The following is a 16516-nucleotide window of genomic DNA, read 5'->3' as shown; positions in this document are numbered from 1 at the left end:
ACCCCGGCGCGGCCCGACGTCACCGCGCCACCTCCGCCGAGGCCTCCTGATTCCTGGCGGAGAGGAAGGCCCGTCGGTCCTCGTCGAGTCGAGCATCGGAGCGCGCCAGCTCGCCCACCCGCTCCAGCCACGCCAAGGCCCGGTCGGGGGTGAGGGTGCGTGCGTCCGCCATCTCCAGCAGCTCTCGGCGGTGCGTGCGCAGCAGCCGGCCGAACGTGCCCAGGTTCTCCCGGCGGATGTGCGCCGCCTCCGCCAGGTCCTCCACCGTGGGGCCCGCGCCGAGGGCCAGGTCCTCGCGCAGTTGGTGCGTGCGGGCTCGCAGATAGACCTGGGCGGCGCGTCCCACCTCCTCCGCGCGGGCCCGCTCCCGCCGCTCGGATGCGACGTAGGCGCGCCAGATGACCACGCCGAGCCCTAGTACCGTGGCCGCCACTGTCGTCGCGGAGACGATGCGTCCGTCCTTGTTCCCGCGGTTGCTCGTCTCCGAGCGCGAGTCCTTGCCCTCTCCTCCACTCTCCGACTCGCTGGAGCCCGACTCGCTCTGCTTGCTGGAGCGTGACTCACTGGAGCCGCCCTCCTCCGAGCTGTGGTTCGAGCCCTCGCTCGACTCGCCTGATTCATTGGAGGAGTGGTTCGAGTCACCCGACGACTCGCCCGAACCCGAGTTCGAGTTCGAGCCGTCCGAGGAGTTCTCCGACGCACTCATTCCCTGCTGCCCCATCGCCCCTGGCGTACGGCAGCCTCCCGCAGTCATCAGCAACACCAGGCAGACGGCTCGCTTCGCCAGGCTCTTCGTCTTCATTCCAGACACCCGTGACGGTGAATGACCATTCGTTCTGGTGGGCTTCATGTGAGCGTTTGCCTCACCGAACCGCATAGCCAAGGACGTGCCGACGCACCGACGGATGGCTTTTCGCGCCCTTGCGGGTGACCCACCGCGGCAAGGCGCGTAACACGCGTCACAAGCGTGCGTCGAACACTTCGCGCCTGGAGGCTCCTCGTGCGAAATGTCATGCACGCCAGAGTTTTCCAGGCTGACAGCAATCCCAGGGAGCCCCGCAGCGCTCAAGGGCGGCGCGCCGGGCGTCGACAATCCGACCCCGGCGCGCGCTCACATGAAACATACCGCGATGGCGGCCCTCCCCCCCGGTGGGCCGGCGGTTCATTGTCCTTTGGTCGCTGTCGAAAATTCCATCCGGGGAAGCCCTGATGTCGACTTCCACCCCAAGACCCAGGACCAGAGGGAGGGTTGCGGCCTGGCGCTCAACACCTCTCATTCCCAGACCACGGGCCGGGGACTGGGCGCCACGCATTGTCAGCGTATACTCAGCAAATCTTGATTCGTTTGAATTCCGAGGAGCAGCGCCTCCTGTCTGATTTGGAGGCCCTGCTCATAGAGGCGGAGCCTGGGGCGGAATCCCTGCCTACGGTGCTGGGGGCACTGCGCGACTCGCTGAAGGCGGAGCGCGCGGTGGCCTACGGCGTCGACGTGGGGCCGGATCGCTACCATGTGAGTTATTCCTTCAGCTCGGGCTTCCCGCAGGAGCCCGGGGCCATCTTCGAGGCGCTCGACACGTTCATGTCGCAGCGGGAGAGTCCGTGGGGTTGGTATGATCCCGCCCGGCCCGCTCCGGTGCAGCGCAACCGCGCGTTGCACTTCCGCTCGCTGAAGGAGTCCGAGGCGCAGCAGATGCCGCTGCACGACGTGCCCGCGTACGAGGTGGGGCGGCGGCTGGGCTGGAGCGAGAGTGAGCTGGCGGCGCAGCGCGAGCGGGTGAACCACCGCTCCGGCGCGGTGTTCCGGCAACTGGGCATGGAGCGCATGGCCTTCCTGCGCACGCTGGTGTGCGAGGGCCCCGCGCTGCTGGGCTGGGTGGGGCTGACGCGCGAGGAGCCCTTCACCGAGCGGGAGCAGCGGCTGCTCCAGGCGCTGACGCCCACGCTCCAGCGGCGGCTGACGATGGAGACGCGGCTGCGCGAGTCGGGCCTCATGTCCACCGCGCTGGAGGTGGCCATGGAGGCGCTCGGCCGCGCCGCGTGGGTGGTGAGCGGCAGCGGCCGGGTCGTCCACGCCAACAGCGCGGGCCGCGTGTGGCTGGAGCGGGGCGAGCCGGAGCTCGCCGAGCAGCTCAAGCGCGGCGCTCAGGGCGTGCCGTGTTCAGGGCCCCTCACGCTGACGCCGCTGCGCACCACGGGGCTCCCCGCGCACTACCTGGCCATCGACACGGGCACCGCCTCCAGCGCCGCCGCGCGCGTGCAGGCGCTGGCCGCGCGCTGGTCGCTCACCGCGCGCGAGTCGGAGGTCCTCACGCACATCGTGCAGGGCGAGACGAACAAGGCCATCGCCGGACGGCTGGGTTGCGCCGAGCGCACCGTGGAGGTCCACGTCACGCACCTGTTGGCCAAGGCACAGGTGGAGAGCCGCTCGGCGCTCATCGCGCGCTTCTTCCAGTCGTCCTGAGCAACTCGCGCGACGCGAGGCGTCCCGCGTCTAGAATGGGGCGGTGAACGACACCCGTGACATCCGCATCCAGGCCGCCCGCTCCCGTGCGAGGGAGGCGGTGGCGACCGGCCCCTTCTCCGCGCCCGCCGACGGCGTCCCCCGTCGCCGCCGCATCGCCATGGGCGACCCCCAGGCGGAGTTCGACAAGGTCCTGCGCATCCTCGACCACCACGACCTGCTGGGCGAGGACGGCTGGCTGAAGCCGGACGTGCAGCTCGTCTCGGTGGGAGACCACTTCGACTGGGGCAGGCCCGAGGAGCGCGACACCGCCGCCACGAGCGCGCTGGAGCTGGTGGCCTGGCTGTCCGCGCATCCCGAGGACCAGGTGGTGCTGCTGCTGGGCAACCACGACCTGGGCCGCGTGGGAGAGCTGGCGGACTTCACCGACGCGACCTTCGCCGCCGCCCAGGAGGAGGCGGACCGCGTCTACCAGGGAGGCCACACGGACGAGGTGCAGGAGCGGGAGTTCCTCGCGCGCTGGCCCCAGGCGCCGAGCGCGGAGCTGGTGGCCCGCGACTTCGGCAACTTCCGCGAGGTCCAGCGCGCCTGGGTGGCGCACCTGCTGCGCGCCCGTCGCTTCCGCGTGGCGCACGCGGCGGCCCCCGACCTCGTGGTGCTGCATGCGGGCGTCACGCGCGAGGACCTGGAGGTGGCGGCGCTCGCTCCCGCGCACCACGCGGACGCGGGCGCGGTGGCGCGGACGCTGAACGAGGTGATGGACGCGGCCGTGCGCGGGTGGAGCCGCGGGCCCCTGGAGCTGCCGGGCCTGCACCTCCCGGGCAACGCGTCCCGAGGAGAAGGCACGGGCATCTTCTACCAGCGTCCCACGTTGAAGCCCGAGGACGCGGAGCGCACCCGTCCGACGCCTCGACGACGCTTCGACCCCCGGCACCTCCCCACGGGCCTCACGCAGGTGCTGGGTCACACACGCGACAAGCGCACGCGCGAGACGCTGGGCGCGACGCCGCAGCCCCCACGCAACGGCGTGGTGCGCCACCTGGTGATGACGGGGGACCGCGCGGACTACGCGTGGGGAGCACCGCCGCCCACGACGCCGGGGCAGGCGGTGCTCGTCTTCACGGATGGCGGCATGCGCGAGTGCCCGGTCGAGGACTACGAGCTGTTCGACCTGGACACCCGCGCCGCCGTCACGGCCGCGCGCTGACGACTACGGCGCGGGCCGGGCCGCCGCCTGGAGACCGGAGAGCTTCTTCTCCAGGCCGCTCACCGCGCGCGGGGACACCTGCGAGGTGGGCAGCGTCTTCGCGAACGCGATGGCCTCCTCCAACGTCTTCGCCGCGGCGGCGGGGTCCTTGCGGGCGACGTGGATGTCGGCGCGGCCGGACAGCACGGAGAGCCGACGCGAGCCCTGCACGAGGGCCAGGGCGCGGTCGTTCGCGGCGAGCGCATCGTCCAGGCGCCCCTGGAGGCGGTAGAGCGTGGCGAGCCGCGCGGGCGGGTTGTAGTCGCGGGGCAGGTCCTTCTCGCTCTGCTCGATGGCGGGGACGGCCCGCTCGGGTGCGCCCAGCTTCATGGCGGCCAGCATGCGGTGCGAGTCGAAGACGGAGCGCGCGTCCGGGTTCGGCGCCTTCGCCGCCTCGGCCTCGAGGTAGGCGAGCCACTCCTGGGCGAGCGCCTTCACGCCGGCCTCGTCCTTCTCCTCCTCGCGCGCCTGCACCCGGACCTCGTACAGGCCGGAGCGGTCATCCGCGGCCATCTCGATGGCGGGCGGCGCCAGGGCCTCGGCCACCTTCGCGTCGAGCGCGGCGCGCAGCTCCTTGCCGCCCGCCTGGTCCTCCGGCAGCGACAGCGCGCACGACAGGCCGAGCAGCGCGCCGTTCGCCCACGACAGCGAGCGCGGCGTGCCGGGCAACACCTCCAGGGCCTTGCGGGCGCAGGGCTCGTACTGCTTCGCGCCGTACATGGCCGTCAGCAGCGACTCCACCGCGCGTCCACGGCGCGACCAGTCCGCGGGAGCCTCGGCCAGGGCCTCCGTCAGCGTCTCGGCGGCCTCGGCGGAGCGGCCCTCGCCATACAGCGCGTCGCCGCGGGCCAGCAGGGCCTCCGCGCCGGTGACGCCACCCTTGTAGGCGCGCTCACCGTCCTCGAAGAGCTTCTCGAGCTGGGACACCGTGGCGCTCCCGGCGAAGCGCAGGAGCGGCTTCTCCTCGCGCGGGTCGATGACGTACAGCGTGGGCCAGAACTCGACTGGGAACTTCTCCTGGAAGGCCGCGTTCTGCGTCAGGTCGGTGTTCACCTGCAGCCAGACGTAGCGGCCGGCGTGGCGCGCGAGGGACCTGTCGGAGAGGACGTACGCCTTCATCGAGCGACAGGTGTGACACCACGGCGCCCAGACGTCGACGAAGAGGGGGATGCCCTTCGACTTCGCCTCCGCGAGCGCGCGGGCGTAGTCATCCTCGATGAACGGCAATGGGGCTCCAGCGTGCGTCGGCTCCGCGGGCGCGTTGGTGTTCGCGGCGGTGCAGGCGACGAGCCCCAGCAGCAGCAGGCAGGCGGCATGGGTTCGCATGGGGTGGCACCCTAGCGCGCCCCCGGGCCTGTGTCCCCCGCCGACGTCGGCGCACTCAAGCCGCTGGGCACCCGCCTCCGCGCATGCTGTGGTGTGCGAGGACCTCCGGTGATGAGAGACCCGTACACCCTGCGCGACTCCCTCGCGTCCGCCCTGGACGCGCTCCCCGCCCCCGAGCGCTTCGCCGAGGCAGCGGACGCGGACATGGCCCGCCGACTGGCCGAGCGCCTGCGTCGCGACCTGCTCCCACGTCTGGGCTCCGCCGACGCGCCGCTCCTGCTGGTGGCCATCGCCGGGCCGAACAATGTGGGCAAGTCCACACTCTTCAACGCGCTGGTGGGCGCGCCGTTGTCGCCCGCGCGGCCCGAGGGGGGCCTCACCAAGCAGTGCCTGGCCGCCGCGCACCCGGAGACCTGGACGGGGACGCTGCGGGAGTTCCTCACGCGGCGCTACGACACGGTGCCGGTGGCGCCCGGGGCCGACGCGCCCGTGGACCAACCGGGCCCCGCGGGGCGGCTGTATCTGGTGCTGGCGGAGGCGGTGCCGCGCGGGCTGCTCGTCATGGACACGCCGGACTTCGACAGCGTGTACCGCGAGAACCGCGAGCGCGCCGAGGCGCTGCTCGTCACCGTGGACGTGCTGGTGTTCGTGGTCAGCCGGCAGACGTACCAGAACGCGGCGCTGGTGGACTTCCTGCGCGCGGCCGTGGGCCACGGTCGGCCGTACCTGCTCGTCTACAACGAGGCCTCGCGCGAGGAGGTGGCGCGGGGCCACCTCGACAAGCTCGCCGCGGACGTGGGGCACCCGCCGCTCGCGCGCTATCTGGCGCCCCATCAGCCCGACGTGGAGGCCGGCCTCGTCCCCTTGTCCACGGCGCCACTCGATGGACGGCCCCCGTTGAACGCGCTGCTGGGACGGGCCGAGCACGCACGGGAGCTGAAGGCGCGCGCGCTGGAGGCCTCGCTCGCAGACGCGCGCGCGGAGCTGGAGGCCGTGGCGAGCGCGGCGACCCGGTCCGCGCGTGAGCCCGAGCGACTGCGTCAGCGGCTGCGGCACGAACTGGCGGGCGTGGGCGGCGCGGCGGCGCTCAAGGCCGTGCCGGCGGACATCCTCATCGATGCGTTCCGCGACGAGCTGGATGCGCGCAGCACGTTCCACAAGTGGGTGCGTCTGCCATTTCGCGGGCTGGCCACGGCGCTCACCTTCGTGAGCCGCAAGGTGCGCCAGTCCTTCACCGGCCCCGAGCCCCAGGGCGCGGACACGCCGGTGCAGGCGGTGGACGCGACGCTGACGGATGGGGTGCGCCGGCTGGTGGAGGCCTTCGCTCCGGAGGTGGCCGCGTGGCGCGGGGATGCACGGACGCGAGAGAAGCTGGCGGAGGCCTTCGGGCCGGCGACCCTGGCGCGGCTGGAGGAGCCGCTGGGCTTCGACGCCCTCCACGCGCACGCGGCGGACCGAGCGGCGCTGTATGCCTACTGTCGCGAGCTGGTGGCCGAGGAGCTCCAGGGCGGCATGCGGGAGGAGCTGCTCCAGGCGTTGACGACGCTGGTGTATTCGGTTCCGTCGGGCGCGGCGGCGGTGGTCACGGTGGCCACGGGGGGCTTCGGCCACGACGCGGTGGTGTGGGCGGGCACGCTGCTGTCCACGCCGTTGATGGAGCGCTTCGTGGACCTGCTGGGCGCGCAGGTCCGCGCCCGCGTCACCCGGAAGTGGGCGGATGCCCACGGCGCCACCCTCTCCCACGCCCTGGAGCGGCGGTTCTTCGCCGACGTGCTGGGACACCTCGACGGGTTGGCCGAGGACTGGAACCGCACGGCCACGCGGCTGGAGGCCACCCGCGTCGCGCTCACCTGACGAGGACCTCCCGACGCCATCGCCGTCTGGTGGCGGGGCGCCCCGAGCGGCGAGACGAGTGCTCGGAAGGTGACGGGCCGTCCTCGGCTGGTGGGGACGTTCGAACGCCGGCCCTACCGGGACTGAGGGGAGAAGGCACTGGGACGCATAGACGGAGTGTCATTCCGGCCGTGCGTGTCCGGCGCCGATGCGCCATGCTGGGCGAGTCATGACGACCGGCTCGGACTCCGGCGCCCCGGGCAGCCCACCGCCCATCCTCTCCTTCCGCCACCTGCTGACCGACGCTGTCGGGACGTTCCTGGACGAAGCCGGGATGACGTGCGCGCAGACGGCGGACTCCATCGGCGAGCTCATCGTCACGCTGTCGCGCTATCGCGAGGAGGGCGCGCCCCTGTTCCCCATGGCGTTCGTGGGGGACGACCTGGGGCAGATGCTCGGGCTGCTCGGCGGGCACGACCCCATCGCCATCGGCATCGGGCCGCGCACACGCGCCACCGTGCAGCGCGCGCTCAAGCAGTGCGCGCCCCTGGGCCAGGGACGCTGGTGGGCCCTGTACTTCCTCCGCGTGCCCGAGGGCTTCGCGTACGGCGTCTTCCGCACCGACCCCTTCCCGCTCGCCGAGTCCCCCCTGGAGCGGCTGCGCAAGACCGAGGAGACGCAGGCGGGCGTCATCGGCGTGCTCCAACTGGCGGACAACATGCTGGAGCTGCGGGCCGGGGGCGGCCTGTGCCGGCACGTGTACCTGTCGGGCGCGCGGGTCGAGGCGGCGTCGCCGCCGATGGTGCTCAACGAGCTGGCGGAGGCCATCACGGAGGGCGTGGCCTCGGCGGCGCGAGAGCGTGCGCGCGGGTTCTTCCGGCGCGTGCTGTTCGAGGTGATGCAAGGCTCACACGGGACGCTGGTCGCGGTGCTGCCTCGGGAGCGCGCGGGTTCGAGCCTGTTCGTCGACGGCATCATCCTGCCGCGACCGCTGGACACCGTGGCCCTGCTGGAGCGCTACCACGTGGACCCGACGGACGCCGCCGCCACCGCGGTGCGCGCCACCGGGCAGTTGCTGCGCGGGATGATGGCGACCGACGGCATCACCGTGCTGCGCGCGGATGGCTGCATCGTGGGCTACAACATCTTCGTCCGGCATCCGGAGACGCTCGCGCACCAGCCGTCGGTCGTCGGCGGAGCGCGGCGACGGACCTACGAGGTGCTGTGCGCCGCGGTGGGCTCCGAGCTGACCACGGCGTTCATCCGCTCGCAGGATGGCGACGTGGCATGTCGCCGGGCGTGATGCGCGCCGTCACGACGCGGTGACCCACACCTCGACATGTCGCGGGCCTACATGCCCCGGTGGCCTGTTTTTCGAGCTGTTCCCGATATTTGAATCGGCTCGGTGCCGGACCTCCCTCCCGATGGCGCACATGACCTGTTACGTCGTCCCGGATACGGCGAATGCCCAGCGTTCCGAGAATTGCCCTCGTCAGACGGATGTAGGATGCTTGGCCGCCTTGAAACTCCCCTCGTTCCGCATCGCGCGTGCCGCGCTCGCCGTCCTATCGGTGTGCCTCACGGCATCCCCCGCTCTGGGCCAGCAGAAGCTGCCGGACGTCGTCGTCGCAGGCCCCCCCATCGCCCCCGCACTGAGTGAGAGCGGACAGGGGCTCTGTGTCGCGTCGAATGTGTGGACGCGCTCCGCGAGCGAGTACCCTCAAACACGTGGCACCTTCCTCGACGGCATCAATGGTTTTATCGAAGAGCCCACGAGCAAGCTGAATCGTGTCACCACGGTCCTGCGAACGCCGTTCGACATCTCGAACAACCTCAACGACGGACGGACGCTGAGCTATGGCGACTTCGTCAATCAGGTCAATGCACCTGGATGTGCGACGGGAGGATGCAGCTTCAACGTCATTAACGACAACGATGCATTCACGCCGTTCGTCTCGCGATTTCGTGGCTACCTGAATGTACCGAGCACGCTGACAGGCCAGGCGCTGCACCTCGGCATCTACGCTGATGATGCCGTCAGCCTAGTCATCTACGACCGTTCGCAAGCGCATGTGGTCGTCAACCGCCCCCCTCAGTTGGGGTTCCCGACGTGGCGAACGACGAATACTGTCACGTTCACCAATCCGGGCCTGTATGCCGTCGAGATCCTCTATGCCGAGGTGGGCGAGCACGCCGCGCTAGAGATGTCGATGTACGTAGGCGCATTCTCCGACTTCGAGCGCGCAGCCAATCAGCCGCCGATCATCAACCTCTACAGCTCGGGCTTCCAACTGCTGCAGCCAGCGCAGTTCTTCCAGACGGAGAACGGCCGGCCGTCCTTCCCCACGGATCCGAATCGCTGTGAGCAGTGCGGCCGCGCGAACGTCAACGCACCGAACAACGGTGGCTGCGGTTCGTACTACCACTGCAACTCCGCCGCCCTCTGCGCGCCCTGCGACTCCGCGCTCTTCTGCGGCTCGGCCTGCTCGCCTTGCGGTCAGTCCACGCCGTACTGCGCGAACATCAACGGCAACACCCAGTGCGTGCAGTGCACGGAGGACTCGCAGTGCCCCAACGGCCGCTGCGACCTGACCGACAACATGTGCCGCGGTTGCAACGAGGACACCGACTGCCCGGAGAACGGCCGCTGCGACCTCGAGACGAACCAGTGCACCGGCTGCAACGATGACTCCGACTGTCCGGGAGCGACCTGCGACGAGGAGTCCTCCACCTGCGTCCAGTGCACCGACGACACCCACTGCCCCAATGGCCAGACCTGCGCTCCCGAGACGCACACCTGCGTCGAGTGCAACGTCGACGAGCAGTGCGCCCGCGGCAAGGCCTGCTCCAATCACCAGTGCGTCCCCTGCAACACGAACGACGCCTGCGCGGGCAACTCCTGCAACTGCTGCCCCAACGGCACCCAGTGCTCCGCCCTCACGCCCGGCGCCTCCCCTTCCTGCGTCGAGTGCACCACCGACAGCCAGTGCGCCACGGGCGAGAAGTGCGATCCGCTCAACGGCCGCTGCGTGGCCGAGCTGCCCAAGTGCAACACGGCGGATGCCTGTGGCCCTGGCTGCTCGAAGTGCCCCGGCGAGCGGCCCTACTGCCTCGACGGCGAGGTCTGCGTCCAGTGCCGCACCGACCTCGAGTGCGGCGACGGTCAGTTCTGCCTCAGCGGTGAGTGCAGCTCGTGCACCACCGACCGGCACTGTGGCGCGCGCTGCGGCGCGTGCGAGGGCGACACGCCCTTCTGCCTGTCCGACGGCTCCGTGCAGAACAGCGCCTGCGTCGGCTGCCGCAACAACGACGACTGCGGCAGCGGCCAGTGCAACCCCACCACCCGCGCCTGCGAGAACGCCGGTGCCTGCGCGGTGACCTGCGATGACGGGCTCGTCTGCAACGGCGAGTCCTGCGTCCAGTGCTTCGCCGACGCCCACTGCCCCTGCGGCGGCACGTGCGACCTCGGCACCAACACCTGCTCCAGCTCCTGCACGGACAGCGAGGACTGCCTCGGTGTCCAGCACTGCTCCGCGAAGACCCAGGCGTGTGAACGTGGTCGACGCAAACCCGGCACCGACCCACAGGGCGGCGCCTTCTGCTGCGGCACCACCGCCGACGCCACGCCCGCGGGCAGCGCCGCCATGCTCTTCCTGCTCGCCGCCGGCCTCCTGCTCCTGCGCTCCCACCGCCGCGTCCAATGAAGACCTCCCGCCTGCCCCTCCTCCTCGCGGCGCTGGGATGGTCCACCCTCGCCGCCGCCCAGCCCGACGCGCGCTTCGACGTGCAGCTGTTCCGTCCCTCCGCCGGTCCCCAGGACCTCGTGGTCGTGACGCAGTCCCGGCCGCTCTCGCACGCCACCGTGGCCGCGGGGCCGTACTTCAGCTACTCGCTCAACCCGCTCACCCTCATCCCCGAGGGCGGTGACCTGGAGAAGATCAGCCTCGTCGGCAACCGCCTCCAGCTCGACGTCATGGCCATGGTCGGCCTGTTCGACTGGGCCGAGGTCGGCGTGGACATGCCGCTCATCCTCGCGCAGGGCGGCCAGAACCTGGAGGTCATCGGCACCGAGGGGAGCGTGGAGAGCTTCGTGCTCGGCGACCTGCGCATCTCCGGCAAGGTGGCCATCCCCGGCCTGCGCCGCCCCGCGGAGGGCAAGGGCTTCGGCGCCGCGCTGACGCTCAACGTGAGCTTCCCCACCGGCGCCCAGGACGCCTTCGCGGGTGAGGGCGAGCTGACGTGGGCCCCGGGCCTCGTGGTCGACTACCGCTTCGGCAACGGCATCCTGCTCGCGCTCAACGGTGGCTTCTGGAAGCGGCCGGACCGCGTGTTCGACGACGTGCAGCTCGGCGACATGATGCCCTTCGGCGTGGGCGCGGAGGTCCCCATCCTCCGCGGCAGCGGCGTCATGGCCCTGGGCATGGTCAACGGCGCGGTGGGCCTCAAGAAGGCCCCCGGCCAGGAGCGTCAGGTGCCCGCGGAGCTGCTCATCGGCCTGCGCTGGTACAGCTCCACCGGCTTGACGTTCACCTTCGGCGGCGGCGCGGGCTGTGGTTGCTCGCTCGCCTCGCCCACGCTCAGCTTCTTCACGTCCATCATCTGGATTCCCGCGAAGACGCGCGAGTGGGAGGCGCTGGAGCGCTTCAAGGAGCCCCCGGAGCCGCCCCCGCCGCCCGCGCCCCTCATCGACCCCGACGGCGACTCCGTCATCGGCGTGACCGACCGCTGCCCGGACGTGCCCGGCCCCGTGGAGAACGCGGGCTGCCCGGACTTCGACCGCGACGGCGACGGCGTGGTGGACCGCCTCGACAAGTGCCCGGACCAGCCGGCCAACAGCCGCGGCCGCGAGGGCTGCCCGCTCGCGCGCCGCGACGGGAACAAGATCGTCATCCTGGAGCAGGTGAACTTCGCCACGGACCAGGACGTCATCCTGTCCGAGTCCTTCCCCATCCTGGAGGAGGTGGCGCGGGTGATGAACGAGAACAAGGAGGTCGACCGCATCCTCGTGGAGGGCCACACCGACGCCCGCGCGAGCGACGCGTACAACCTCGAGCTGTCGCGCCGCCGCGCCTCCAGCGTCATGCGCTTCCTCGTCGAGAGCGGCGTGGTCGCCGAGCGGCTGTGCTCGCAGGGCTTCGGCCGCAGCCGGCCGCTGTCCGACAACACGACGGAGGAGGGCATGGCCCTCAACCGCCGCGTCGAGTTCACCATCCAGCCGCCCAGCGAGGGCCCCCGCCCGCCGTGCCCCGAGGAGCCGACGGACAAGAAGGGCAAGCGCCCCAAGCCGCAGAAGGCGCCCGTCTCCCGGCCCAACACCGGGAGCCCGGCCCCCACGCCGTAGAGCGACGCCCGGGCTCGACGGGGTCACCCTGGTCGAGCCGGGCCCACCCCAGCTCAAACCCACCGTGGACGGAGCGGCCCCTGCCCTGCGCCGGGCAGCCGGGCCGTCACGCCAGGCCCCACACGGGCGGCACGCGCCTCACCGCCTCGAGGAGGCGACGCCCCACCCGTCAGGGAACGACGAACTCCGCGGCGGTGCGGCGACGACCGGCGACGACGGAGACGACGGCGCGTCCGGTCCCCACCGCCGTCACCCGCCCATCCTGGGACACGGAGACCACGTTCGCGTCCGAGGAGAACCATTCGAGCGGCACCGTGTCGAGCACGACGCCACTGCGGTTGAAGGCCCGCGCCTGGAGCATCACGGACTGGCCCCGGCGCTGGAACTGGTGGTGCGTCAGGTTGAGCCCCAGGCGCGCGAAGTCCGCGGGGACCACCTGCACGGCGATGTGTCGCGACAGGTGCCCCAGCGTCGCGCTCACGGTCGCCGAGCCCGGGCGCACCGCCACCAACTGCCCGTCCTCCACCCGCGCCACCGTCTCGTCCGACGAGGTGAAGGCCGGCATCGCGTCAGCGAGCGAGGCCCCCTGCTCGTTGCGAGCCACCACGCGCAGCTTGATGGTCCGCCCCACCTCGAGGAAGTCCGCCCCGGGGGCGCGCACGTCCAGCGAGTTGAGGATGACCACGTCCAGGGGCAGCGCCTCGCGCACCTTGCCTCCCGTCACGCCGATGACGGTCTTCCCCGACCGACGCACCGTCACCACTCCATCCTGGACGAGCGCGACCTCCGGCGCGGAGCTGGTCCAGCGCAGCTTCGGCTCGGACATGCGGTTGCCCTCGTCATCGAGGACCACGTAGTCCAGCTTCACGTTCTGCCCGGGCGTGCGCAGGAACTTCGACTCCAGCGGCTGGAGCGTGATGGAGGTCGGCGTCGGCCCACAGGCCATCAGCAGCCCGAGCGCCAAAGGAACGACGGAACGAATGAGAGTGCGCGGCGTCTTCACGGCGGCGACAACGGAACAGGAGCGGGAGAGGCGCCCATCTTAAACACGCCCACCACCACGCACGCGAGCAGGGATGTTCCGCGCCCGAGCCGCTGGAGCCCCAAGCGTCCACAAGCACGCATCCAGGCGTGCGGTCCTCCCGAGCCCCCGCCCTCCTCAGGAGAACAGGAAGTGGGGCACGTTGAGGTCGCTCTCCGTCGAGTCGAGGGAGGCGACGATGGTGAGTCGCTGCCCGGGCTCGGCGAGGTCGACCACGTAGTCCGCCTTCGTCCTCCCCGCGCCCTGGACGACGCGGACGCGAGGCCGGGCCGCCTGCGCCGGGTCCGTGGGCACGTCCATCACCACGCCCAGCTGGCCGCCGGACAGGCGCACCAGCGTCCCCACCGGATAGAAGCCCGCCACCGCGGTGAAGAGCCGCACGACCCGAGGGTCGAAGCGCGTCCCGGCCCGGTGACTGATGAGCCGCAGCGCCGTGTCCGGCGGCAGCCCCGGGTGAGGAGGCGCCGGGAACGTCAGCAGGTCGAAGGCGCAGGGCACCGCCAGCATCCGCCCCGCCAGCCCCACCGGCCGCTGCACCGGACCGCTCCAGGCCGGCTGGAGGCAATCATGCGCCGCCACCACGCGCTCCAGCCGCCCGGGGTCCAGCGGACGCTGCAACATCCGGAGCGCCGTCTTCAACGGTCCCCGTCGCGCCAGGAGTTCGTGCGAGGAGCGGTCGAACTCCCGCTCCGGCGGGAGCGCCGAGGTCCCCCGGCCCAGGTCGTGGAACAGGCCGCTGAGGGCCAGGTCGAGCTGCTGCGCCCGGGGCATCCCCATCCTGCGCGCCATCAACAACACCAGCACCGCCACCGCGGCGCCGTGCTGTCCCCCATCCACGTCCTTGCGGTGGAAGCGCGTCAGCCCCACCAGCAGGGCCTCGTGTCCGACGGAGGCCTCGGCCAGCCGCTGGAGCACGCGACGGAAGCGCTCGACGCGCACCGGCGTCTGCGAACCGATGACGTGCTTGAGCAACACGACGAGCCGCGCGTAGTAGCGCAACAGCACCTCGCGCGGCGTCAGCACCGTCGACGCGGAGAGCGTCTCGCGCAGCCGGACCAGCCCCAGCTTCTCCTGCAAGATGGCCTGGGGTTTGGGCGCGCGGCGATGCTTCTGGAACGCCAGGAAGAAGCCGCGCAGGTGCTCACGCCGGAGCCCCGCGCCGAACGAAATCTCCTGCACCTGGAGGTGCTCCAGATAGCGCCGCAGCGCCACCGCCGTCTCCAGGTGCTCCTCGCCCATCTTCAGGCGCGCGCCATTGAGGAACGGGATGCCGCCCACGCACTGGAGCTCCACCGACTTCTGCTGGCGTAGCTCCGCGTCCAGCAACACGCCCAGCTCCTCGATGGTCTCCTTCGAGCTGGAGTTGTCCACGTCGTGCAGCGACACCGTGTTCAGACATCGCACGACGAGCGCCATGAGCTTCAGGCCCACCTGCGACTTGTCCGCTTGTGCCGCCGCCGAGTCGTTCATGTGTGTCCCCCCGGACATCGCCCGCTAACCTCCCACTGGCGCGAGCTGCGCCAGCGCCTCCTTGCAAGCCTGTCTGAGCGCTCGGGGCGCGAAGAGCTTGCCGGCGACCGCCTCCAGCAGCGGCCGCGCCCGAGGGTCCCCCAGGACGCCGATGCAGCGGGCGCAGTGGGTCTTCATGTCGATGTCCTGCTCGCGCTCGAAGGTCGTGCGCAGCGCGGCGGCGGCGACGGGCCCCCCCAGGTCCGCGAGCGCGCGCAGCACGGCCATCCGCTCGCGCGCCTCCAGCTTCACCTCGAGGCGGGCCACCAACGTCCCCACCGCGGCCTCCACGCCGTGCTGCACCAGCAGCACCAGCACCGCGCCACGGACGCCCGGGTCCGGGTCCGCGAGCAGCTTCAGGAGCGCGGAGCGGTGCTGCTCCACGTCCTTCGGACTCAGCCGTGACAACAGGGCGATGCGGACCTGCGGGCGGGGATGCCCGAGCAGGGCCGCCGTCAGCGCGTGCGCCTCCGGCCCCGACTCCCGCAGGGGCTGGAGCCAGTCGAGGTCCTTCTCGTTCAGCGACGCGATGCGCGGCACCAGGATTCCGAGCGGGATGCCGCGACGCACGAGCAGCTTCGCCAGCGTCCCCCGGGCCTGCGGAGAGGGCAGCTCGAACACCAGCTCCGGAGCGACCTGCAGCGCGTCGCGCGGCAACACACTCAACAGCTCCAACACCTTCAGCAGCACCCCGGGCTGGGCCGTGGCGCTGGCCAGCGCGAAGCGCATCTGCTCGCGGAAGAACAGCCGCGCGACGGCGTAGAGGTCCGGCGTCCGGGCCTGCGCGGCGCGCGCATCCCGCGTCATCCCCTGCACCACCTGCGACAGCTCCGTCCACCGCCCATGCGTCGCGAGCCCCGCCAGCAGCTCCTCCGCCCACCCCAGCAGCTCCGCGCGCTCCTCCTCCCGGCACACCGCCAGCAGGCCCCACACCATCCACAAGCCCCGCTCGTGGAGCCCGTCCGCGGAGCGCTCCCGCTCCATCAGCGCGCGCAGCTCCGCCAGCTCCGCGTCGGTGGCGCCCGCGAAGCCCTGCGCATCCGAGCGCGTCAGGTCCTGTGCGTTCACCGGCGCCAGCACCTCCGCCTCCAGGCGCGCGAGCCACTCGTCGTGCCCCACGGGGCGGCGGCGCCCCCGGCCCGAGGACTCCCGGCGGGTCAGCTCCGCGAACAACTGCTCCTCCCGCTCGGCCAGCAGCGCCTCGTCCTTCGCCGCGTCCGAGCCCGCCTCCACCGCCGCGGGGACCTCCGCGACGACGAGCTCGATGTCCTCGAAGCCCCGCTCCCAGAAGCACGTGTAGAAGTCGTACTCCGGCGGCAACGTCCGCTGCAGCGCGCGGTACCACAGGCTCAAGAAGGCATTCAGCTCGTCCTGCTCCAGGCCCGGCTGCAACAACACCTCCTGCACCCCCTCCAGGAACAGCGGACGCGTCATCGAGTCCCGGGGCGAGGTGACCTCCAGCAAGGGCACGTCCCGCAACACCAGCATCGTGGAGCGCACGTGCAGCACCACGGCCTCGCCCGACACGCCGTGATAGCGATGCATCGCCTCCCAGAGGCGCTGCTGGACCTCCACGAGGCTCGCGTGCCCTTCCGCATAGAAGCGGTACGCGTTCAATGCCTTGCTCAGCGAATGCCCTACCTCCGACGCGGCCTCGCCGGCCGTCTGGATGGGCTGCGCCCCGACAGTGGGCAGGACCGAAGGGCCTCTGGGGACGGAGACAGGCATGGCAATGGAATACCAACAATTCTTGCCATG

11 protein-coding genes are annotated in these 16516 nt (G+C 71.4%); 6 read left to right on the top strand and 5 right to left on the bottom strand.

Going from position 1 to position 16516, the window contains the following annotated elements:
- Nucleotides 1–19: 19 nt before the first annotated feature.
- Complete coding sequence (locus LZ198_RS12555; RefSeq protein WP_253972167.1) at nucleotides 20–802, bottom strand: hypothetical protein; 783 nt, start codon at nucleotides 800–802, stop codon at nucleotides 20–22.
- A 534-nt stretch (nucleotides 803–1336) separates the two neighbouring features.
- On the opposite strand from LZ198_RS12555, the gene LZ198_RS12550 reads away from it, so the two are divergent.
- Together LZ198_RS12550 and LZ198_RS12545 are read left to right on the top strand one after the other, a co-directional pair.
- Nucleotides 1337–2461 carry a response regulator transcription factor gene (locus tag LZ198_RS12550; RefSeq protein ID WP_253972166.1) on the top strand — a complete coding sequence of 375 codons (1125 nt, stop codon included), beginning with the start codon at nucleotides 1337–1339 and terminating at the stop codon, nucleotides 2459–2461.
- Nucleotides 2462–2504: 43 nt separating this feature from the next.
- On the top strand, nucleotides 2505–3668 hold the full coding sequence (locus LZ198_RS12545) for a metallophosphoesterase (RefSeq protein ID WP_253972165.1): 1164 nt from the start codon (nucleotides 2505–2507) through the stop codon (nucleotides 3666–3668).
- Between the two features lie 3 nt (nucleotides 3669–3671).
- Here the strand turns inward: LZ198_RS12545 and LZ198_RS12540 are convergent, their stop codons facing one another.
- Nucleotides 3672–5033 carry a thioredoxin family protein gene (locus LZ198_RS12540; RefSeq protein ID WP_253972164.1) on the bottom strand — a complete coding sequence of 454 codons (1362 nt, stop codon included), beginning with the start codon at nucleotides 5031–5033 and terminating at the stop codon, nucleotides 3672–3674.
- Nucleotides 5034–5144: 111 nt separating this feature from the next.
- Between LZ198_RS12540 and LZ198_RS12535 the strand changes: the two genes are divergently transcribed.
- The 4 genes from LZ198_RS12535 (at nucleotide 5145) to traB (ending at nucleotide 12207) form a co-directional block, all read left to right on the top strand.
- Entirely contained in the window at nucleotides 5145–6887 is a 1743-nt protein-coding gene (locus LZ198_RS12535) for a GTPase (RefSeq protein WP_253972163.1), read from the top strand.
- 187 nt (nucleotides 6888–7074) lie between these two features.
- Nucleotides 7075–8169 carry a hypothetical protein gene (locus LZ198_RS12530; RefSeq protein WP_253972162.1) on the top strand — a complete coding sequence of 365 codons (1095 nt, stop codon included), beginning with the start codon at nucleotides 7075–7077 and terminating at the stop codon, nucleotides 8167–8169.
- Nucleotides 8170–8386: 217 nt separating this feature from the next.
- Nucleotides 8387–10570, top strand: a complete 2184-nt coding sequence (gene traA / locus LZ198_RS12525; protein ID WP_253972161.1) for an outer membrane exchange protein TraA family protein — start codon at nucleotides 8387–8389, stop codon at nucleotides 10568–10570.
- Nucleotides 10567–12207, top strand: a complete 1641-nt coding sequence (gene traB, locus LZ198_RS12520) for an outer membrane exchange protein TraB (protein WP_253972160.1) — start codon at nucleotides 10567–10569, stop codon at nucleotides 12205–12207. The genes traA and traB overlap by 4 nt, the downstream gene beginning before the upstream one ends.
- 169 nt (nucleotides 12208–12376) lie before the next feature.
- On the opposite strand, the gene LZ198_RS12515 is transcribed toward traB, so the two are convergent.
- From LZ198_RS12515 to LZ198_RS12505, 3 genes are all read right to left on the bottom strand, one after another.
- Nucleotides 12377–13153, bottom strand: a complete 777-nt coding sequence (locus LZ198_RS12515) for an Ig-like domain-containing protein (RefSeq protein ID WP_253972159.1) — start codon at nucleotides 13151–13153, stop codon at nucleotides 12377–12379.
- A 213-nt stretch (nucleotides 13154–13366) separates the two neighbouring features.
- Nucleotides 13367–14719: an HD-GYP domain-containing protein gene (locus LZ198_RS12510; RefSeq protein ID WP_253972158.1), complete on the bottom strand. Its 1353-nt coding sequence runs from the start codon at nucleotides 14717–14719 to the stop codon at nucleotides 13367–13369.
- 24 nt (nucleotides 14720–14743) lie between these two features.
- The gene (locus tag LZ198_RS12505) at nucleotides 14744–16486 is read right to left on the bottom strand and encodes a HEAT repeat domain-containing protein (RefSeq protein ID WP_253972157.1); all 1743 of its coding nucleotides are present in this window, start codon (nucleotides 16484–16486) and stop codon (nucleotides 14744–14746) included.
- Nucleotides 16487–16516: the final 30 nt, after the last annotated feature.

It is taken from the genome of Myxococcus dinghuensis, from assembly GCF_024198235.1.
Lineage (GTDB): Bacteria > Myxococcota > Myxococcia > Myxococcales > Myxococcaceae > Myxococcus > Myxococcus dinghuensis.
This window is presented reverse-complemented; position numbering and strand designations above follow the sequence as displayed.